Origin of the sequence: Streptomyces sp. NPDC050504 (genome assembly GCF_044458065.1) — a bacterium.
Classification (GTDB): Bacteria; Actinomycetota; Actinomycetes; order Streptomycetales; family Streptomycetaceae; genus Streptomyces.
This window is the reverse complement of sequence record NZ_JBITHO010000005.1, coordinates 698065-715566: the sequence shown is the minus strand read 5'-3', so window position 1 is coordinate 715566 and position 17502 is coordinate 698065. Positions and strand designations below refer to the sequence as shown.

Annotated in this window: 29 protein-coding genes; 28 read left to right on the top strand and 1 reads right to left on the bottom strand. The window is 67.7% G+C overall.

Annotated elements, in window-relative coordinates; all coding sequences use genetic code 11:
- Nucleotides 1-90: 90 nt before the first annotated feature.
- Entirely contained in the window at nt 91-2136 is a 2046-nt protein-coding gene (locus tag ACIBNE_RS22250) for a PIG-L family deacetylase (protein ID WP_399274045.1), read from the bottom strand.
- A 633-nt stretch (nt 2137-2769) separates the two neighbouring features.
- On the opposite strand from ACIBNE_RS22250, the gene rpsJ reads away from it, so the two are divergent.
- From rpsJ to rpsK, 28 genes are all read left to right on the top strand, one after another.
- The gene (rpsJ, locus tag ACIBNE_RS22245) at nt 2770-3078 is read left to right on the top strand and encodes a 30S ribosomal protein S10 (RefSeq protein WP_003948644.1); all 309 of its coding nucleotides are present in this window, start codon (nt 2770-2772) and stop codon (nt 3076-3078) included.
- 13 nt (nt 3079-3091) lie between these two features.
- Nucleotides 3092-3736 (top strand): 50S ribosomal protein L3, encoded by a 645-nt coding sequence (gene rplC / locus ACIBNE_RS22240; RefSeq protein ID WP_399274043.1) that lies wholly within the window; start codon nt 3092-3094, stop codon nt 3734-3736.
- Nucleotides 3737-3743: 7 nt separating this feature from the next.
- Nucleotides 3744-4394: a 50S ribosomal protein L4 gene (gene rplD / locus ACIBNE_RS22235; protein WP_399274041.1), complete on the top strand. Its 651-nt coding sequence runs from the start codon at nt 3744-3746 to the stop codon at nt 4392-4394.
- Nucleotides 4391-4714, top strand: coding sequence for a 50S ribosomal protein L23 (gene rplW, locus ACIBNE_RS22230; protein ID WP_266660492.1), 324 nt, complete (start codon nt 4391-4393; stop codon nt 4712-4714). The genes rplD and rplW overlap by 4 nt, the downstream gene beginning before the upstream one ends.
- Nucleotides 4715-4754: 40 nt before the next feature.
- A complete protein-coding gene (gene rplB, locus ACIBNE_RS22225) occupies nt 4755-5591 on the top strand; it encodes a 50S ribosomal protein L2 (protein ID WP_399274039.1) in 837 nt (278 codons plus the stop codon).
- A gap of 12 nt (nt 5592-5603) precedes the next feature.
- A complete protein-coding gene (rpsS, locus tag ACIBNE_RS22220; protein WP_399274037.1) occupies nt 5604-5885 on the top strand; it encodes a 30S ribosomal protein S19 in 282 nt (93 codons plus the stop codon).
- Nucleotides 5886-5926: 41 nt separating this feature from the next.
- Nucleotides 5927-6274 carry a 50S ribosomal protein L22 gene (gene rplV, locus ACIBNE_RS22215; protein WP_041662774.1) on the top strand — a complete coding sequence of 116 codons (348 nt, stop codon included), beginning with the start codon at nt 5927-5929 and terminating at the stop codon, nt 6272-6274.
- A complete protein-coding gene (rpsC, locus tag ACIBNE_RS22210; protein WP_399274035.1) occupies nt 6274-7110 on the top strand; it encodes a 30S ribosomal protein S3 in 837 nt (278 codons plus the stop codon). Before rplV ends, rpsC begins: the two co-directional genes overlap by 1 nt.
- A 5-nt stretch (nt 7111-7115) precedes the next feature.
- Nucleotides 7116-7535 carry a 50S ribosomal protein L16 gene (gene rplP, locus ACIBNE_RS22205; RefSeq protein WP_399274033.1) on the top strand — a complete coding sequence of 140 codons (420 nt, stop codon included), beginning with the start codon at nt 7116-7118 and terminating at the stop codon, nt 7533-7535.
- Nucleotides 7535-7759 (top strand): 50S ribosomal protein L29, encoded by a 225-nt coding sequence (rpmC, locus tag ACIBNE_RS22200; RefSeq protein WP_031076670.1) that lies wholly within the window; start codon nt 7535-7537, stop codon nt 7757-7759. Before rplP ends, rpmC begins: the two co-directional genes overlap by 1 nt.
- A complete protein-coding gene (rpsQ, locus tag ACIBNE_RS22195; RefSeq protein WP_165332359.1) occupies nt 7759-8043 on the top strand; it encodes a 30S ribosomal protein S17 in 285 nt (94 codons plus the stop codon). Before rpmC ends, rpsQ begins: the two co-directional genes overlap by 1 nt.
- A 98-nt stretch (nt 8044-8141) precedes the next feature.
- Nucleotides 8142-8510: a 50S ribosomal protein L14 gene (rplN, locus tag ACIBNE_RS22190; RefSeq protein WP_003966950.1), complete on the top strand. Its 369-nt coding sequence runs from the start codon at nt 8142-8144 to the stop codon at nt 8508-8510.
- Between the two features lie 2 nt (nt 8511-8512).
- Nucleotides 8513-8836: a 50S ribosomal protein L24 gene (gene rplX, locus ACIBNE_RS22185; RefSeq protein WP_399274030.1), complete on the top strand. Its 324-nt coding sequence runs from the start codon at nt 8513-8515 to the stop codon at nt 8834-8836.
- Nucleotides 8836-9396, top strand: coding sequence for a 50S ribosomal protein L5 (gene rplE / locus ACIBNE_RS22180; RefSeq protein ID WP_399274028.1), 561 nt, complete (start codon nt 8836-8838; stop codon nt 9394-9396). Before rplX ends, rplE begins: the two co-directional genes overlap by 1 nt.
- Before the next feature lie 2 nt (nt 9397-9398).
- Complete coding sequence (locus tag ACIBNE_RS22175) at nt 9399-9584, top strand: type Z 30S ribosomal protein S14 (RefSeq protein ID WP_003956452.1); 186 nt, start codon at nt 9399-9401, stop codon at nt 9582-9584.
- A 213-nt stretch (nt 9585-9797) separates the two neighbouring features.
- Nucleotides 9798-10196, top strand: a complete 399-nt coding sequence (gene rpsH / locus ACIBNE_RS22170; RefSeq protein ID WP_306320973.1) for a 30S ribosomal protein S8 — start codon at nt 9798-9800, stop codon at nt 10194-10196.
- Between the two features lie 20 nt (nt 10197-10216).
- Nucleotides 10217-10756, top strand: a complete 540-nt coding sequence (gene rplF / locus ACIBNE_RS22165; RefSeq protein WP_399274026.1) for a 50S ribosomal protein L6 — start codon at nt 10217-10219, stop codon at nt 10754-10756.
- A 2-nt stretch (nt 10757-10758) separates the two neighbouring features.
- Nucleotides 10759-11142: a 50S ribosomal protein L18 gene (gene rplR, locus ACIBNE_RS22160; RefSeq protein ID WP_384709983.1), complete on the top strand. Its 384-nt coding sequence runs from the start codon at nt 10759-10761 to the stop codon at nt 11140-11142.
- A gap of 46 nt (nt 11143-11188) precedes the next feature.
- Entirely contained in the window at nt 11189-11794 is a 606-nt protein-coding gene (gene rpsE / locus ACIBNE_RS22155) for a 30S ribosomal protein S5 (RefSeq protein ID WP_399274024.1), read from the top strand.
- Entirely contained in the window at nt 11794-11976 is a 183-nt protein-coding gene (rpmD, locus tag ACIBNE_RS22150) for a 50S ribosomal protein L30 (RefSeq protein ID WP_010473936.1), read from the top strand. The genes rpsE and rpmD overlap by 1 nt, the downstream gene beginning before the upstream one ends.
- 2 nt (nt 11977-11978) lie before the next feature.
- On the top strand, nt 11979-12434 hold the full coding sequence (rplO, locus tag ACIBNE_RS22145; protein ID WP_399274022.1) for a 50S ribosomal protein L15: 456 nt from the start codon (nt 11979-11981) through the stop codon (nt 12432-12434).
- 227 nt (nt 12435-12661) lie between these two features.
- Complete coding sequence (gene secY, locus ACIBNE_RS22140) at nt 12662-13981, top strand: preprotein translocase subunit SecY (protein WP_399274020.1); 1320 nt, start codon at nt 12662-12664, stop codon at nt 13979-13981.
- Nucleotides 13981-14640: an adenylate kinase gene (locus ACIBNE_RS22135; protein WP_399274019.1), complete on the top strand. Its 660-nt coding sequence runs from the start codon at nt 13981-13983 to the stop codon at nt 14638-14640. The genes secY and ACIBNE_RS22135 overlap by 1 nt, the downstream gene beginning before the upstream one ends.
- A gap of 161 nt (nt 14641-14801) precedes the next feature.
- A complete protein-coding gene (map, locus tag ACIBNE_RS22130) occupies nt 14802-15638 on the top strand; it encodes a type I methionyl aminopeptidase (protein WP_399274017.1) in 837 nt (278 codons plus the stop codon).
- A gap of 410 nt (nt 15639-16048) precedes the next feature.
- Nucleotides 16049-16270: a translation initiation factor IF-1 gene (infA, locus tag ACIBNE_RS22125; RefSeq protein WP_003956442.1), complete on the top strand. Its 222-nt coding sequence runs from the start codon at nt 16049-16051 to the stop codon at nt 16268-16270.
- A 59-nt stretch (nt 16271-16329) separates the two neighbouring features.
- Nucleotides 16330-16443: a 50S ribosomal protein L36 gene (gene rpmJ / locus ACIBNE_RS22120; RefSeq protein ID WP_003956441.1), complete on the top strand. Its 114-nt coding sequence runs from the start codon at nt 16330-16332 to the stop codon at nt 16441-16443.
- A gap of 181 nt (nt 16444-16624) precedes the next feature.
- Nucleotides 16625-17005, top strand: a complete 381-nt coding sequence (gene rpsM, locus ACIBNE_RS22115) for a 30S ribosomal protein S13 (protein ID WP_399274015.1) — start codon at nt 16625-16627, stop codon at nt 17003-17005.
- A gap of 66 nt (nt 17006-17071) precedes the next feature.
- Entirely contained in the window at nt 17072-17476 is a 405-nt protein-coding gene (gene rpsK / locus ACIBNE_RS22110; RefSeq protein WP_003948617.1) for a 30S ribosomal protein S11, read from the top strand.
- Nucleotides 17477-17502 lie beyond the last annotated feature (26 nt).

Below are 17502 nucleotides of genomic sequence, written 5' to 3'. Positions count from 1 at the left end.
CCTGGTAGCTCGCTGAGCTGCAAGCGAAGGGCCCCGTACCAATTGGTGCGGGGCCCTTTCGCGTACCCGGTCCTCCCGTGCGGCCCGGCGTCAGCGCCAGCTCCACGGCGCCGCGTCCGGCCCCAGGCCCGCCGCCACCGGGCGGCCGTCCGCCCCGAGGAACAGCGCGGGCCCGTCGAGCGTGGGCAGCGGAGCCGTACGCACCCTGCGGCGGCCCTGTTCCAGGAGCTGTACGGCGCCCTGCTCGTCCAGCCCCAGCAGCACCGGTCCCCGGGCCCCGCGCGCGGCCGCCACCGGGCCGTACCCGCGCAGTTCCAGCCCCGAGCCTGGCGTGCCGTCCGGGCGCAGGTCCTTCAGCCCGGCCTTCGCCGGGGACCGGTAGAGGACCTCCACCGAGCCGTCCGCCGTCGCCAGCCCCGCGGGCGCGTCACCGGGCACCGGCAGCCGCCCGCCGGGCCGGAACTCCACGGCGGCGCCGGGCCGCGCCTGCGCCCAGTGGTGGACCGTCCTCAGGCCCGCGCCGAACACGTGCACCAGTCCTTCGCCGTCCACGACCGCGCTCAGCCCGTCCTGGATCCCCGCGCCGCCGAGGTCGCGCCAGTCGCCCCAGGTGCCGTCGGTCTCCCGTACCCGGCCGCTGAGCCCCCGGTCCGCGTTGCGCACGAACAGGTGCACCCGCCCGTCGGGGGCCGTCACCGCCACCGGGACGCCGATCCTGCGCCCCCTGTCCGGCTGCCGCTCCGGGTTGCCGAGCCCCTGCCAGGCGCGGAACGGCCCGCCGGGCGAGCCCTGCTCCAGGAGCACCACCTCGCGCCTGTTCGCGCCGTCGTGCCCGGCCAGCGCGGCGAACCGCAGCCCGAAGAGCAGCCGCCGCCCGTCCCGCGTCGCGGCCGAGCCCAGCACGGGCGCGAGCGGCCCGCCGCCCAGGTCCCGCGGCGCGCCCCAGACACCGGGGGAGGCCTCGGCCCAGCGCACCGCGCGCAGCCCCAGCACGCCGTACGCCACGGTCCTGCCGCCCTCGTCGGCCAGCGCCAGGCGCGCGCCCGGGTAGCGGTGGTGGGTCGCGCGGACCCAGCCCTTCTTGTTGGTGAGCGGGGCCTTCCCGCCGACGCTGTAGTCGCCGCAGCCCGAGGGGTTGCCGCAGTCCCAGTCGGGGTCGCCGCCGTAGGGCACCAGGTGCGAGGCCTTCTCGGCGAGCACCGCTGGCGGCAGGTTCTTGGGCCAGTGGCGGTTGTAGTAGCCGCGGAACGCGGTCGCGGCGAACGCGGGCACCGCGCCGCCGTCGCGGGTCGACTCGGCGACCCAGCGGATCAGCGCGGCCCAGCTGAAGGAGGCGACGGCGGTGTGGTCGCCGTGGTCGGAGTAGCCGCGCTGTTCGCTGTCGCGTCTTCGGGTCGCCTCGTCGCTGAGCTGTATGTCCGGGTCGGGGTCGAGCGTGTGCACGACGGTGGGCCGGTAGCGGTCGAGGAGCCCGGCCAGGACGTCGACCAGCCCGTCGTAGTCGTACGAGCTCCTGGCGTCGGTCAGCGGGGAGTCGGCGGAGACCACCTGGCGCAGGTGCAGCTCGCGGGCGGACCAGAGGGTGGGCGGGCCCTGGCGGTCGCGGGTGGTGTGCATCGCGAGGTTGAGGAATACCAGTTCGACGCTGCGGCCGTCGTGGGCGAGCGTGTTGAGCTCGGCGCGGTGGCCGCCGCGCAGGTCGGTGACGCCCTTGTTCCACGGGGTGAACCTCGGCAGGCCGAGGAGTTCGGCGTACGCCTGGCGCAGGCCCTGGTGGCGGGCGGACGAGTAGGCCGCCTTGTCGGCGGGCGGGGTGGCGCCCGGCCTGCCGGGGACGCGGTTGACGCCGCGGTGCTCGCCCGCGGTGACGTACACGCAGACGACCGGGACGCCCGCGGTGAGCATGCGCCGGGCGTCCGGGTTCATGAAGTACAGGTCGTCGTCCGGGTGCGCCACGATCTGGAGCAGCCGGGCGCGGCCGCCGTGGGCGATGGGCATCCCGGGGGCCGGGTCGGCCCGCGGGCCCGTGCGGCGCGGATCGGGGACGGAGCACCCGGCGGCGGCGAGCGCGGCGACGGCGGCGGTGGAGGCCGCCAGCACGGTGCGGCGGCGGGGCAGGGCTTGGCGTTGCGTCACGTGCGGGCTCCGGGGCTGCGTACCGACGGTCTTCGGGGCACGGACGAGCAGGAACCAGCAGGTCAGGAACCCGGCCGCGACTGACTAGACGGATCATCGGTGCCCCGGGTTGCGCCGCTCGCAGCGGTCGCGGGTGTGAGATGCGCCCGATCGGAGTGCCATCGGAGGCCGGGGGAGTGATGCCCGTTATGGGGTGATTCCCGGCGATTTGGGGGTGACGGGCCGTGCGACATGCGGGGCCCGCGGTTTGACATGGGTCACCCGAGGGGTACGCTGCCCGGTCACGATTGGCCAGGTCCAGGTCCCGTATGGCAGACTATCGGGGTTGCTCGGTTGAGTGCCGATGCTGCGCGCCTCCCGCCGGGAGGACCGGAAGCGAGTCCCACAGTACTCGTCGACCCACACGGGTCGGACGTACGGGAATCTTCCGGGAAGTGTCAGCGGGGTACCGGCCAGGCGCCCGGTGGGTGTTCTGCCCCCGGCTCGCGGTCTCGGGACCGTACCCCCTTGGTTGGGAAATCCTTCGGGACTTCTTCGTAGAGGGAGTGCGACACGCCCGACCGCGTGGGTCGGAGCAGGACGCGAACCTCCCGGGTTCCAGAGCGTTACGAGAGACAGGACTACCAAGTAGCCATGGCGGGACAGAAGATCCGCATCCGGCTCAAGGCCTACGACCACGAGGTCATCGACTCCTCGGCGAAGAAGATCGTCGAGACGGTGACCCGCACTGGTGCGTCGGTCGCGGGCCCGGTGCCGCTGCCCACTGAGAAGAACGTGTACTGCGTCATCAAGTCGCCGCACAAGTACAAGGACTCGCGCGAGCACTTCGAGATGCGCACGCACAAGCGCCTCATCGACATCCTCGACCCCACGCCGAAGACGGTTGACTCGCTGATGCGCCTCGACCTCCCGGCGGGCGTCGACATCGAGATCAAGCTCTGAGGTGACGACCAAGATGACCAAGAACATCAAGGGCGTCCTGGGCGAGAAGCTCGGCATGACCCAGGTCTGGGACGAGAACAACCGGGTCGTCCCGGTGACCGTCGTCAAGGCCGGGCCGTGCGTCGTGACGCAGGTCCGTACGAACGACGTCGACGGCTACGAGTCGGTCCAGATCGCCTTCGGCGAGATCGACCCGCGCAAGGTGAACAAGCCCCTCAAGGGCCACTTCGCCAAGGCCGACGTGACCCCCCGCCGCCACCTGGTGGAGCTTCGCACCCCGGACGCCAGCGAGTACACGCTGGGCCAGGAGATCACTGCCGAGGTGTTCGAGTCCGGCGTCAAGGTCGACGTCACGGGCAAGAGCAAGGGCAAGGGCTTCGCCGGTGTCATGAAGCGCCACAACTTCGCCGGTGGCAAGGCTTCGCACGGTGCCCACCGCGTGCACCGCAAGCCCGGTTCCATCGGTGGTTGTGCCACCCCCGGCCGTGTCTTCAAGGGCATGCGCATGGCGGGTCGCATGGGCAACGAGCGGGTCACCACCCAGAACCTGACCGTCCACGCCGTTGACGCCGAGAAGGGTCTGCTGCTCATCAAGGGCGCCGTCCCCGGCCCGAACGGTGGCCTCGTCCTGGTCCGCACCGCGGCCAAGGGGGTTTGAGGAACCGATGAGCACCATTGACATCCTTTCGCCGGCAGGCGACAAGGCCGGGACCGTCGAGCTCCCCGCGGAGATCTTCGACGCCAAGGTCAGCATCCCGCTGATCCACCAGGTCGTTGTCGCGCAGCTGGCCGCTGCCCGCCAGGGCACGCACAAGACCAAGACCCGCGGCGAAGTCCGTGGTGGTGGCAAGAAGCCTTACCGCCAGAAGGGCACCGGCCGCGCCCGCCAGGGTTCGACCCGCGCTCCGCAGTTCGCCGGCGGTGGCGTCGTCCACGGCCCGCAGCCGCGTGACTACTCGCAGCGGACCCCGAAGAAGATGAAGGCCGCCGCCCTGCGTGGCGCCCTCACCGACCGGGCCCGTCACTCCCGCATCCACGTCGTCTCCGGCGTGGTCGAGGGTGCCGTCTCCACGAAGGCCGCGAAGTCCCTGCTGGGCAAGATCAGCGAGCGCAAGCACGTGCTCCTGGTCGCCGAGCGCTCGGACGAGGCCGCGTGGCTGTCCGCCCGCAACCTGCCCCAGGTGCACATCCTGGAGCCGGGCCAGCTGAACACGTACGACGTTCTCGTCTCGGACGACCTGGTCTTCACCAAGGCCGCCTTCGAGTCCTTCGTGTCTGGCCCCAAGGCCGACGAGACCGAAGGGAGCGACGCCTGATGACCGCGATCGTTACCAGCAAGACCTTCACGGACCACCGCGACATTCTTGTCAAGCCGGTTGTCTCCGAGAAGAGCTACGCGCTGCTCGACGAGAACAAGTACACGTTCATCGTCGCGCCCGGCTCCAACAAGACCCAGATCAAGCAGGCCGTGGAAGCGGTCTTCTCGGTCAAGGTCACGGGGGTCAACACGATCAACCGGCAGGGTAAGCGCAAGCGGACCAAGACCGGCTTCGGCAAGCGCGCCGACACCAAGCGCGCCATCGTGACCCTCGCCGAGGGCGACCGTATCGACATCTTCGGCGGTCCGACCGCCTAAGGGCGGTCCGGATCGTCCGGAATCGGACGAGGACTGAGAAATGGGAATCCGCAAGTACAAGCCGACTACGCCGGGCCGCCGTGGCTCCTCCGTAGCCGACTTTGTCGAGATCACGCGGTCCACGCCGGAGAAGTCGCTGGTCCGCCCGCTGCACAGCAAGGGCGGCCGTAACAACGCCGGTCGGATCACCGTTCGCCACCAGGGTGGTGGACACAAGCGCGCCTACCGAGTGATCGACTTCCGTCGTCACGACAAGGACGGCGTGCCCGCCAAGGTCGCGCACATCGAGTACGACCCCAACCGCACCGCGCGCATCGCGCTGCTGCACTACGCGGACGGCGAGAAGCGCTACATCATCGCCCCCCGCGGCCTGTCGCAGGGTGACCGGATCGAGAACGGCCCCACGGCCGACATCAAGCCGGGCAACAACCTCGCGCTGCGCAACATCCCGGTTGGTACCACCATCCACGCCATCGAGCTGCGTCCCGGTGGCGGCGCGAAGTTCGCCCGCTCCGCGGGTGCCTCCGTGCAGCTGCTCGCGAAGGAGGGCTCGATGGCCCACCTTCGTATGCCGTCCGGTGAGATCCGCCTGGTCGACGTGCGCTGCCGCGCCACCGTCGGCGAGGTCGGCAACGCCGAGCAGTCGAACATCAACTGGGGCAAGGCCGGCCGCATGCGCTGGAAGGGCGTCCGCCCGACCGTGCGTGGTGTCGTCATGAACCCGGTTGACCACCCGCACGGTGGTGGTGAGGGCAAGACGTCCGGTGGTCGCCACCCGGTCTCGCCCTGGGGCAAGAAGGAAATGCGTACTCGGGATCGCAACAAGGCGAGCAACAAGTACATCGTCCGCCGCCGCAAGACGAACAAGAAGCGCTAGGAGCGGGTTTAGATGCCGCGCAGTCTCAAGAAGGGACCCTTCGTTGACGGCCACCTCATGAAGAAGGTGGACGTGCAGAACGAAGCTGGTACCAAGAACGTCATCAAGACCTGGTCCCGTCGCTCGATGATCGTCCCGGCCATGCTGGGCCACACGATCGCGGTGCACAACGGCAAGATCCACGTCCCGGTGTTCGTCACCGAGTCGATGGTCGGCCACAAGCTCGGTGAATTCTCGCCGACTCGCACCTTCCGCGGCCACGTCAAGGACGACCGGAAGTCGAAGCGCCGCTAACGCGGGGTGGAACGACTATGACTCAGATCGAAGGGACAACCATGGAAGCCAGGGCCCAGGCGCGGTACATCCGCGTCACGCCCATGAAGGCCCGCCGCGTGGTGGACCTCATCCGTGGCATGGATGCCACGGAGGCTCAGGCGGTCCTGCGTTTCGCCCCGCAGGCCGCGAGCGTGCCGGTCGGCAAGGTGCTGGACAGCGCCATTGCCAACGCCGCGCACAACTACGACCACTCGGACGCCTCTTCGCTGTACATCAGCGAGGCGTTTGTGGACGAGGGCCCGACCCTGAAGCGGTTCCGTCCGCGTGCGCAGGGTCGTGCCTACCGGATCCGTAAGCGGACCAGCCACATCACCGTGGTCGTCAGCAGCAAGGAAGGAACCCGGTAATGGGCCAGAAGGTAAACCCGCACGGGTTCCGGCTCGGTGTCACGACCGACTTCAAGTCGCGTTGGTACGCCGACAAGCTGTACAAGGACTACGTCAAGGAAGACGTCGCCATCCGCAGGATGATGACGTCCGGCATGGAGCGCGCCGGCATCTCGAAGGTTGAGATCGAGCGCACCCGTGACCGCGTGCGGGTGGACATCCACACCGCTCGTCCGGGCATCGTCATCGGCCGCCGTGGCGCCGAGGCCGACCGCATCCGCGGCGACCTCGAGAAGCTCACGGGCAAGCAGGTCCAGCTGAACATCCTCGAGGTCAAGAACCCCGAGCTCGACGCCCAGCTGGTTGCTCAGGCCGTTGCCGAGCAGCTCTCCTCCCGCGTCTCCTTCCGCCGTGCCATGCGCAAGAGCATGCAGGGCACCATGAAGGCTGGCGCCAAGGGCATCAAGATCCAGTGTGGTGGCCGTCTCGGCGGCGCCGAGATGTCCCGCTCGGAGTTCTACCGCGAGGGTCGTGTGCCGCTGCACACGCTGCGCGCGAACATCGACTACGGCTTCTTCGAGGCCAAGACCACCTTCGGCCGCATCGGCGTGAAGGTCTGGATCTACAAGGGCGACGTCAAGAACATCGCCGAGGTCCGCGCCGAGAACGCCGCGGCCCGTGCGGGTAACCGCCCGGCCCGTGGTGGCGGCGCTGGCGACCGCCCGGCCCGTGGTGGCCGTGGTGGCGAGCGTGGCGGCCGTGGCCGCAAGCCGCAGCAGTCGGCTCCCGCCGCCGAGGCCCCCAAGGCCGAGGCCGCAGCCGCTGCTCCGGCTGAGAGCACCGGAACGGAGGCCTGACCGAAATGCTGATCCCCCGTAGGGTCAAGCACCGCAAGCAGCACCACCCGAAGCGCCGCGGTATGGCCAAGGGCGGTACGACGGTTGCGTTCGGCGAGTACGGCATCCAGGCCATCACTCCGGCGTACGTCACGAACCGTCAGATCGAAGCGGCTCGTATCGCCATGACCCGCCACATCAAGCGTGGCGGCAAGGTCTGGATCAACATCTACCCGGACCGTCCGCTGACGAAGAAGCCTGCCGAGACCCGCATGGGTTCCGGTAAGGGTTCCCCGGAGTGGTGGGTCGCGAACGTGCACCCGGGCCGGGTCATGTTCGAGCTGTCCTACCCGAACGAGAAGATCGCACGTGAGGCTCTGACTCGCGCGGCCCACAAGCTGCCGATGAAGTGCCGGATCGTCAAGCGCGAGGCAGGTGAAGCGTGATGTCGGCCGGTACCAAGGCGTCCGAGCTCCGCGAGCTGGGCAACGAGGAGCTTGTGGCCAAGCTCCGCGAGGCCAAGGAAGAGCTGTTCAACCTCCGCTTCCAGGCGGCGACCGGGCAGCTCGAGAACCACGGTCGGCTCAAGTCCGTCCGTAAGGACATCGCCCGGATCTACACCCTGATGCGCGAGCGCGAGCTGGGCATCGAGACGGTGGAGAGCGCCTGATGAGCGAGAAGACTGTGACTGAAGAGACTGCCGCCCGCGGCTTCCGCAAGACCCGCGAGGGTCTTGTCGTCAGCGACAAGATGGACAAGACCGTCGTCGTCGCCGTCGAGGACCGCGTCAAGCACGCCCTGTACGGCAAGGTCATCCGCCGTACGAACAAGCTCAAGGCGCACGACGAGCAGAACGCTGCCGGCGTCGGCGACCGCGTCCTCATCATGGAGACGCGTCCGCTGTCGGCGAGCAAGCGCTGGCGCATCGTCGAGATCCTCGAGAAGGCCAAGTAATTACCTGAGGGGTTTCCCTCAGGTTCGTTCCGCCAGGCTCGGTCGGGGCGGCTCACGCCGCCCCGGCCGGGAACCGGCAGACAAATCAGGAGATAGACGTGATCCAGCAGGAGTCGCGGCTTCGTGTCGCCGACAACACGGGTGCGAAGGAAATCCTCACCATCCGTGTTCTCGGTGGCTCGGGCCGCCGCTACGCGGGCATCGGTGACGTCATCGTCGCCACCGTCAAGGACGCGATCCCCGGTGGCAACGTGAAGAAGGGTGACGTCGTCAAGGCGGTCATCGTTCGCACCGTCAAGGAGCGCCGTCGCCAGGATGGCTCGTACATCCGGTTCGACGAGAACGCCGCTGTCATTCTCAAGAACGACGGCGACCCCCGCGGCACCCGCATCTTCGGCCCGGTGGGCCGGGAGCTGCGCGAGAAGAAGTTCATGAAGATCATCTCGCTCGCGCCGGAGGTGCTGTAAGCATGAAGATCAAGAAGGGCGACCTGGTCCAGGTCATCACCGGTAAGGACAAGGGCAAGCAGGGCAAGGTCATCGCGGCCTTCCCCCGCGAGGACCGCGTCCTGGTCGAGGGTGTCAACCGGGTCAAGAAGCACACCAAGGCGAACCAGCCCGGCCGCGCTTCGCAGGCCGGCGGCATCGTGACGGTCGAGGCTCCGGTCCACGTCAGCAACGTGCAGCTGGTTGTTGAGAAGGACGGCAAGAAGGTCGTCACTCGCGTCGGCTACCGCTTTGACGACGAGGGCAACAAGATCCGCGTTGCCAAGCGGACCGGTGAGGACATCTGATGACTGCCACCACCAACGCGCCGCGTCTGAAGCTGCGCTACCGCGAGGAGATCGCCGGCAAGCTGCGTGAGGAGTTCTCGTACGAGAACGTCATGCAGGTCCCCGGCCTCGTCAAGATCGTGGTCAACATGGGTGTGGGCGACGCCGCCCGCGACTCCAAGCTGATCGACGGTGCCATCAAGGACCTCACCACGATCACCGGCCAGAAGCCCGCCGTCACCAAGGCTCGCAAGTCCATCGCGCAGTTCAAGCTGCGCGAGGGCCAGCCGATCGGTTGCCACGTCACCCTCCGCGGTGACCGCATGTGGGAGTTCCTGGACCGTACGCTGTCGCTCGCGCTTCCGCGCATCCGCGACTTCCGTGGTCTGTCGCCGAAGCAGTTCGACGGCCGCGGCAACTACACCTTCGGTCTCACGGAGCAGGTCATGTTCCACGAGATCGACCAGGACAAGATCGACCGTACGCGGGGCATGGACATCACCGTGGTCACCACGGCGACCAACGACGACGAGGGTCGCGCCCTCCTCCGTCACCTCGGCTTCCCGTTCAAGGAGAACTGACCGTGGCGAAGAAGGCTCTGATCGCTAAGGCCGCCCGCAAGCCGAAGTTCGGCGTGCGTGCCTACACGCGCTGCCAGCGCTGTGGCCGGCCCCACTCCGTGTACCGCAAGTTCGGCCTGTGCCGCGTGTGCCTCCGTGAGATGGCTCACCGTGGCGAGCTGCCGGGCGTCACCAAGAGCTCCTGGTAATCCCCGTAATTTCGGGAATTACCGGACGCTCTCGGTAAGTATCTGGTCGGCAGGAGCCCACCCTTCGATGCCGTAGGCTTGAAGGGTTGGGCGCCTGCCGCCCTGACCGACTTACTACGCCGTAGGTCCCCGCACCGCACCCGTCCCGCCACTGAGTGGGGAGAGGGATGGCGCATACAGGAAACCCCGGCGAGAGAGGCCGAAGGCCAATTCATGACCATGACTGATCCGATCGCGGACATGCTGACGCGTCTGCGTAACGCGAACTCGGCGTACCACGACACCGTGTCGATGCCGCACAGCAAGATCAAGTCGCACATCGCGGAGATCCTCCAGCAGGAGGGCTTCATCACCGGCTGGAAGGTCGAGGACGCCGAGGTCGGCAAGAACCTCGTCCTCGAGCTGAAGTTCGGCCCGAACCGTGAGCGCTCCATCGCGGGCATCAAGCGGATCTCGAAGCCGGGTCTGCGCGTGTACGCGAAGTCCACCAACCTGCCGAAGGTCCTCGGCGGCCTGGGCGTGGCGATCATCTCCACGTCCCACGGTCTCCTGACCGGCCAGCAGGCAGGCAAGAAGGGCGTAGGTGGGGAAGTCCTCGCCTACGTCTGGTAGTCGGGAACGGAGGAAAAGCTATGTCTCGTATCGGCAAGCTCCCCATCCAGGTTCCCGCCGGTGTGGACGTCACCATCGAGGGCCGCACGGTCACGGTCAAGGGCTCTAAGGGCACCCTGACCCACACCGTTGCCGCTCCCATCGAGATCGCTAAGGGCGAGGACGGCGTTCTGAACGTCACCCGCCCCAACGACGAGCGTCAGAACAAGGCCCTGCACGGCCTGTCCCGCACGCTGGTGGCGAACATGATCACCGGCGTGACCGCGGGTTACAGCAAGGCTCTTGAGATCAGCGGTGTCGGTTACCGCGTCCAGGCGAAGGGCTCCAACCTGGAGTTCGCCCTGGGCTACAGCCACCCGATCCTGATCGAGGCTCCCGAAGGCATCACCTTCAAGGTCGAGTCGCCCACGAAGTTCTCGGTCGAGGGCATCGACAAGCAGAAGGTCGGCGAGGTCGCGGCGAACATCCGCAAGCTGCGGAAGCCCGACCCGTACAAGGCCAAGGGCGTCAAGTACGCCGGCGAGGTCATCCGCCGCAAGGTCGGAAAGGCTGGTAAGTAGCCATGGCATACGGCGTGAAGATCGCCAAGGGCGACGCGTACAAGCGCGCTGCCATCAAGCGTCGCCACATCCGCGTCCGCAAGAACGTCTCCGGCACGCCGGAGCGTCCTCGCCTGGTCGTGACGCGCTCCAACCGCAACATCGTGGCCCAGGTCATCGACGACATCGCGGGCCACACGCTCGCGTCGGCGTCGACGCTTGACACCTCGATCCGCGGTGGCGAGGGCGACAAGTCCGCGCAGGCCAAGCAGGTCGGCGCCCTGGTCGCCGAGCGCGCCAAGGCCGCCGGTGTCGAGGCCGTCGTGTTCGACCGTGGTGGCAACAGGTACGCCGGGCGCATTGCCGCTCTGGCTGACGCCGCCCGCGAAGCCGGGCTGAAGTTCTAAGCCCCGGTTCCGGGACTAACGGACGTAACAGAGAGAGGTAAATCCAATGGCTGGACCCCAGCGCCGCGGCAGCGGTGCCGGTGGCGGCGAGCGGCGGGACCGGAAGGGTCGCGACGGTGGCGCTGCCGCCGAGAAGACCGCTTACGTTGAGCGCGTCGTCGCGATCAACCGTGTCGCCAAGGTTGTCAAGGGTGGTCGCCGCTTCAGCTTCACCGCGCTGGTCGTGGTGGGCGACGGTGACGGCACGGTAGGTGTCGGTTACGGCAAGGCCAAGGAAGTTCCCGCGGCCATCGCCAAGGGCGTCGAGGAAGCCAAGAAGAACTTCTTCAAGGTTCCCCGCATCCAGGGCACCATCCCGCACCCGATCCAGGGCGAGAAGGCGGCCGGCGTTGTCCTGCTGAAGCCTGCTTCCCCCGGTACCGGTGTTATCGCCGGTGGCCCGGTGCGCGCCGTTCTGGAGTGCGCCGGCGTTCACGACATCCTGTCGAAGTCGCTCGGCTCCGACAACGCGATCAACATCGTGCACGCGACCGTGGAGGCCCTCAAGGGCCTGCAGCGTCCCGAGGAGATCGCGGCCCGCCGCGGTCTGCCCCTCGAGGACGTCGCCCCCGCGGCCCTGCTTCGTGCGCGTGCCCAGGCTGGTGCTGCGTAATGGCCCGCCTGAAGATCACGCAGACGAAGTCGTACATCGGTAGCAAGCAGAACCACCGCGACACCCTGCGTTCCCTTGGTCTCAAGGGCATCAACACGCAGGTCGTCAAGGAGGACCGCCCCGAGTTCCGCGGAATGGTGCACACCGTCCGCCACCTCGTGACGGTCGAGGAGGTCGACTGATCATGGCGGAGAACAACCCGCTCAAGATCCACAACCTCCGTCCCGCCCCGGGCGCCAAGACCGCGAAGACCCGTGTGGGTCGCGGTGAGGCGTCGAAGGGTAAGACGGCCGGTCGTGGTACCAAGGGCACGAAGGCCCGCTACCAGGTTCCGGAGCGCTTCGAGGGTGGCCAGATGCCCCTCCACATGCGTCTTCCGAAGCTGAAGGGCTTCAAGAACCCGTTCCGCACCGAGTACCAGGTCGTGAACCTGGACAAGCTCGCCGCCCTCTACCCCGAGGGTGGCGAGGTCACCGTGGCCGACCTGGTCGCCAAGGGTGCCGTGCGCAAGAACAGCCTCGTCAAGGTCCTGGGCCAGGGCGAGATCTCCGTGGCGCTGCAGGTTTCGGTTGACGCCGTCTCCGGCTCCGCCAAGGAGAAGATCGCCGCCGCCGGCGGCACCGTCACCGAGCTCGTCTAAGACGACCTCGATGGCCTGAACATCCGACCGGGGATGCCTCCCAAAAGGGGCATCCCCGGTTGGTCGTTCCTAGGGGGGCATGGTCGCCGGTAAGGTGGCGTGCACTGTTAACTTCCGCGCGGTGTGCCCATGGGCACGGCGGGCGGCTTTTGACTGACTGATACGTATTCGTCGAACCTCAAGACCGTCACCTCTGACGCAGACGCGCGGGGGTCGCAGGAGGCACCGTGCTCACCGCGTTCGCCCGGGCGTTCAAGACGCCCGACCTGCGCAAGAAGCTCCTCTTCACGCTCGGCATCATCGTGCTGTACCGCTTCGGCGCACACATCCCGGTGCCGGGCGTCAGCTACGAGAACGTCCAGTTCTGTGTGGACCAGGCGAAGGACGGCAACAACAGCCTGTTCAGCCTCGTCAACATGTTCAGCGGTGGAGCGCTGCTGCAGGTCACGATCTTCGCGCTCGGCATCATGCCGTACATCACGGCGAGCATCATCCTCCAGCTGCTGACCGTGGTCATTCCGCGGCTGGAAGCCCTGAAGAAGGAGGGGCAGTCCGGTCAGGCGAAGATCACGCAGTACACGCGTTACCTGACCGTGGCCCTCGCCGTGCTCCAGGGCACCGGCCTGGTGGCCACCGCCAACAGCGGCACGCTCTTCCAGGGCTGCGCGCTCGCCGACAAGATCGTTCCGGACAAGTCCATCTTCGTGACCGCCACCATGGTGATCACCATGACCGCCGGTACCGCCATGGTCATGTGGCTCGGTGAGCTCATCACCGACCGCGGCGTCGGCAACGGCATGTCCATCCTGATGTTCATCTCGATCGCGGCCAGCTTCCCCGGCGCCCTCTGGGCGATCAAGGAGAGCGGCGAGATCGCCGACGGCTGGGTCGAGTTCGCGACCGTCATCGCCATCGGCTTCGTCATGGTGGCGCTCGTCGTCTTCGTCGAGCAGGCCCAGCGCCGCATCCCCGTCCAGTACGCGAAGCGCATGATCGGCCGCCGGTCCTACGGCGGTACGTCCACGTACATCCCCCTGAAGGTCAATCAGGCGGGTGTGATCCCGGTCATCTTCGCCTCGTCGCTGCTCTACATCCCGGCGCTGATCGTCCAGTTCTCCAACTCCCAAGCGGGCTGGGCCGTCTGGATCAGGGACCACTTCGTCAAGGGCGACCACCCGTACTACATCGCCGCCTACTTTGTCCTCATCGTCTTCTTCGCGTTCTTCTACGTGGCCATCTCGTTCAACCCCGAGGAAGTCGCGGACAACATGAAGAAGTATGGTGGCTTCATCCCGGGCATCCGGGCTGGCCGACCGACCGCTGAGTACCTCAGCTACGTACTCAACCGGATCACCTGGCCGGGCTCGCTGTATCTGGGTCTGATCGCTCTTGTGCCGACGATGGCGTTGGCGGGCTTCGGCGGAGCCAACCAGAACTTCCCGTTCGGCGGGACGAGCATCCTCATCATCGTGGGTGTGGGTCTGGAGACCGTGAAGCAGATCGAGAGCCAGCTCCAGCAGCGCAATTACGAAGGGTTCCTCCGCTGATGCGAATCGTCCTCGTCGGACCGCCCGGTGCAGGCAAGGGGACGCAGGCCGCGTTCCTTGCCAAGAACCTGTCGATCCCGCACATCTCCACGGGCGACCTCTTCCGCGCCAACATCAGTCAGGGCACGGAGCTCGGCAAGCAGGCCAAGGCGTACATGGACGCCGGCAACCTGGTGCCGGACGAGGTCACCATCGGGATGGCCCAGGACCGCATGGCCAAGCCGGACGCCGTGAACGGCTTCCTGCTCGACGGCTTCCCGCGCAACGTCTCGCAGGCCCAGGCCCTGGACGACGCGCTGAAGGCCGACGGGATGAAGCTGGACGCCGTGCTCGACCTGGAGGTCCCCGAGGACGAGGTCGTCAAGCGGATCGCCGGTCGCCGGATCTGCCGCAACGACAGCGCGCACGTCTTCCACGTCACGTACAGCCCGGCCGGGACCGAGGGCGTCTGCGACGTCTGCGGCGGCGAGCTGTACCAGCGCGACGACGACTCCGAGGAGACGGTGCGCAAGCGGCTGGAGGTCTACCACACGCAGACCGAGCCGATCATCGACCACTACCGGGCCCAGGGCCTGCTGGTCACCATCTCCGCGCTCGGCAAGGTCACCGACGTGACCGAGCGCGCGATGGCCGCGCTCCAGACGGAGGACCGGGGCTGAGCCCGGTTCCGTCCGGAGCCTGACGCTCCACCTTCCGATACGGCCGTGGTGTCCCCTGGGCGCCGCGGCCGTATCGTTGTTCCCGGGTCCCGCCGGCGCGCGGCGGCCCGCCCCTCCAGGTCCCCCAGGCCTTCCGAGGCCGCAGAAAGGCGTCCGTCCCCATGGTTCAGATGAAGACCCCCGAGCAGATCGCGAAGATGCGTGAGGCCGGGCTGGTCGTAGCGGCCATCCACGCGGCCACCCGCGAGGCCGCGGTGCCGGGCGCGACGACCAAGGACCTGGACGAGGTCGCCCGCAAGGTCATCGCCGACCACGGCGCGAAGTCGAACTTCCTCGGGTACGGCGGGTTCCCCGCGACGATCTGCACCTCGGTGAACGAGGTCGTCGTGCACGGCATCCCGGACGACAAGACCGTCCTGAAGGACGGCGACATCATCTCCATCGACGCGGGCGCGATCGTGGACGGCTGGCACGGGGACGCGGCGTACACCGCGTTCGTGGGCTCCGGGCACGCTCCGGAGCTGATCGAGCTCTCCCGGGTGACCGAGGAGTCGATGTGGGCCGGCATCGCCGCGATGAAGAACGGCAACCGGCTCGTGGACCTGTCGCGCGCCATCGAGACGTACATCCGCAGGCAGCCCAAGCCGGGCGGCGGCAAGTACGGGATCGTCGAGGACTACGGGGGCCACGGCATCGGCACCGAGATGCACATGGACCCGCACCTGCTGAACTACGTCTCGCGCAAGCGCGGCAAGGGGATCAAGCTGGTGCCCGGCGTGTGCCTGGCGATCGAGCCGATGGTCTCGCTGGGGACGCCCCGCACCGAGGTGCTGGAGGACGACTGGACCGTCATCACGACGGACGGGACCTGGTCCTCGCACTGGGAGCACAGCGTGGCGCTCACGGAACAGGGCCCGCTGGTCCTGACGGCGGTCGACGGCGGCAAGGCGAAGCTCGCGGAGCTGGGCGTGACGGCGGCGCCGGACCCGCTGGCGTAGTTACGGGCGAGCGGTGCTGGGTCCGGCTGGGCCGGGGCTCGGGTTGCTGGGTCGGTGCCCGGGTCGGCGGTCGGAGGCCGTCGCAGCCGCGCGAAGCTTGTGAGGCGCCCTGGCGCCGAGCCCGCGAGTGGGGCGTCGGGGGTGGGGTCGGCGGCAAGGCGAAGCTCGCGGAGCTGGGCGTGACGGCGGCGCCGGACCCGCTGGCGTAGTTACGGGCGGCGCCGGACCCTTCCCCAAGGTCTTGAGGACCAGGGGAGACCCCACTGCGTAGGGATCTCTTCGGGTGGGCAGAATCCTTGGATTCGTCTTTTCGGGTGGCCTGACGTAGACTGACTCGTCGGCTCGCGTGTACCCGTATGTCCGCATGCGGAGCGAGAGTCGATCAAGGTAGCCGATTCGAAGGGCGAAGCGTGGCCAAGAAGCAAGGTGCCATCGAAATCGAGGGCACCGTGATCGAGTCCCTCCCGAACGCCATGTTCAAGGTGGAACTTCAGAACGGTCACAAGGTCCTCGCGCACATCAGCGGCAAGATGCGTATGCACTACATCCGCATCCTCCCGGATGACCGGGTCGTCGTGGAGCTTTCTCCGTACGACCTGACGCGTGGCCGGATCGTCTACCGGTACAAGTAGATCTTGCCCGACCCCGTTCCCGCGGGGTGGTGGCACTGACCCGGAGAACCTCACATCCCATGAAGGTCAAGCCGAGCGTCAAGAAGATCTGCGACAAGTGCAAGGTGATCCGCCGTCACGGCCGGGTCATGGTCATCTGCGACAACCTGCGCCACAAGCAGCGCCAGGGCTGACGCACGCCGACCTGCACTTCGCAGTTCTAGAGCGACGCGAGTAATACGTTCATACGCAGAGCCCGCCCGGTCCGTAAGGGCTGGCGGCACCTCCGGCGGGGGCCGGGGACCTGGTCGTACCTCATACGGCGGCCGGGGTCGGTTCTGCGGAAGACCCCCGAATCAACACAGGAGCCATTAAGTGGCACGCGTTTCAGGTGTTGACATCCCGCGCGACAAGCGTGTGGAGGTCGCCCTCACCTACGTCTTCGGCATCGGCCGCACCCAGTCGCAGAAGTGCCTGGCTGAGACCGGCGTCAACCCGAACACCCGCGTTCGTGACCTGGCCGAGGAAGAGCTGGTCAAGATCCGCGAGTACGTGGACAACAACCTCAAGACCGAGGGTGACCTCCGTCGCGAGATCCAGGCCGACATCCGCCGCAAGGTCGAGATCGGCTGCTACCAGGGTCTGCGCCACCGTCGTGGCCTGCCCGTCCACGGTCAGCGCACCAGCACGAACGCCCGTACCCGCAAGGGCCCGCGTCGCGCCATCGCCGGTAAGAAGAAGCCGGGCAAGAAGTAGTCCGCAGCGGACGCTTTTCAGCGGTCTTCGCTGTAGGACCGACCACCTCCCTGTAGGAGTTAAGACATGCCCCCCAAGGGTCGTCAGGGCGCTGCCAAGAAGGTGCGCCGCAAGGAAAAGAAGAACGTCGCTCACGGCCACGCGCACATCAAGAGCACGTTCAACAACACGATCGTGTCCATCACGGACCCGACCGGCAACGTGATCTCCTGGGCCTCCGCCGGCCACGTCGGCTTCAAGGGCTCCCGGAAGTCCACGCCGTTCGCCGCGCAGATGGCCGCCGAGTCGGCTGCCCGTCGCGCGCAGGAGCACGGCATGCGCAAGGTCGACGTCTTCGTGAAGGGCCCGGGTTCGGGTCGCGAGACCGCCATCCGTTCGCTCCAGGCGACCGGTCTTGAGGTCGGCTCGATCCAGGACGTGACGCCCACGCCGCACAACGGCTGCCGTCCGCCCAAGCGCCGCCGCGTCTGACGCTGCCGCGTTGCTGGACTGAGGTT

What these genes read in the sequence shown, in the direction of transcription:
- rpsQ (WP_165332359.1), top strand. Translation starts at nt 7,759, where the DNA reads ATGAGCGAGAAGACTGTGACTGAAGAGACTGCCGCCCGCGGCTTCCGC.
- rpsC (WP_399274035.1), top strand. Translation starts at nt 6,274, where the DNA reads ATGGGCCAGAAGGTAAACCCGCACGGGTTCCGGCTCGGTGTCACGACC.
- rpsE (WP_399274024.1), top strand. Translation starts at nt 11,189, where the DNA reads ATGGCTGGACCCCAGCGCCGCGGCAGCGGTGCCGGTGGCGGCGAGCGG.
- rplO (WP_399274022.1), top strand. Translation starts at nt 11,979, where the DNA reads ATGGCGGAGAACAACCCGCTCAAGATCCACAACCTCCGTCCCGCCCCG.
- map (WP_399274017.1), top strand. Translation starts at nt 14,802, where the DNA reads ATGGTTCAGATGAAGACCCCCGAGCAGATCGCGAAGATGCGTGAGGCC.
- rplC (WP_399274043.1), top strand. Translation starts at nt 3,092, where the DNA reads ATGACCAAGAACATCAAGGGCGTCCTGGGCGAGAAGCTCGGCATGACC.
- ACIBNE_RS22135 (WP_399274019.1), top strand. Translation starts at nt 13,981, where the DNA reads ATGCGAATCGTCCTCGTCGGACCGCCCGGTGCAGGCAAGGGGACGCAG.
- rplB (WP_399274039.1), top strand. Translation starts at nt 4,755, where the DNA reads ATGGGAATCCGCAAGTACAAGCCGACTACGCCGGGCCGCCGTGGCTCC.
- rplV (WP_041662774.1), top strand. Translation starts at nt 5,927, where the DNA reads ATGGAAGCCAGGGCCCAGGCGCGGTACATCCGCGTCACGCCCATGAAG.
- rplF (WP_399274026.1), top strand. Translation starts at nt 10,217, where the DNA reads ATGTCTCGTATCGGCAAGCTCCCCATCCAGGTTCCCGCCGGTGTGGAC.
- rpmJ (WP_003956441.1), top strand. Translation starts at nt 16,330, where the DNA reads ATGAAGGTCAAGCCGAGCGTCAAGAAGATCTGCGACAAGTGCAAGGTG.
- rpmC (WP_031076670.1), top strand. Translation starts at nt 7,535, where the DNA reads ATGTCGGCCGGTACCAAGGCGTCCGAGCTCCGCGAGCTGGGCAACGAG.
- rpsJ (WP_003948644.1), top strand. Translation starts at nt 2,770, where the DNA reads ATGGCGGGACAGAAGATCCGCATCCGGCTCAAGGCCTACGACCACGAG.
- rplX (WP_399274030.1), top strand. Translation starts at nt 8,513, where the DNA reads ATGAAGATCAAGAAGGGCGACCTGGTCCAGGTCATCACCGGTAAGGAC.
- rplE (WP_399274028.1), top strand. Translation starts at nt 8,836, where the DNA reads ATGACTGCCACCACCAACGCGCCGCGTCTGAAGCTGCGCTACCGCGAG.
- rplR (WP_384709983.1), top strand. Translation starts at nt 10,759, where the DNA reads ATGGCATACGGCGTGAAGATCGCCAAGGGCGACGCGTACAAGCGCGCT.
- rpsS (WP_399274037.1), top strand. Translation starts at nt 5,604, where the DNA reads ATGCCGCGCAGTCTCAAGAAGGGACCCTTCGTTGACGGCCACCTCATG.
- rplP (WP_399274033.1), top strand. Translation starts at nt 7,116, where the DNA reads ATGCTGATCCCCCGTAGGGTCAAGCACCGCAAGCAGCACCACCCGAAG.
- rplD (WP_399274041.1), top strand. Translation starts at nt 3,744, where the DNA reads ATGAGCACCATTGACATCCTTTCGCCGGCAGGCGACAAGGCCGGGACC.
- rpmD (WP_010473936.1), top strand. Translation starts at nt 11,794, where the DNA reads ATGGCCCGCCTGAAGATCACGCAGACGAAGTCGTACATCGGTAGCAAG.
- rpsK (WP_003948617.1), top strand. Translation starts at nt 17,072, where the DNA reads ATGCCCCCCAAGGGTCGTCAGGGCGCTGCCAAGAAGGTGCGCCGCAAG.
- rpsH (WP_306320973.1), top strand. Translation starts at nt 9,798, where the DNA reads ATGACCATGACTGATCCGATCGCGGACATGCTGACGCGTCTGCGTAAC.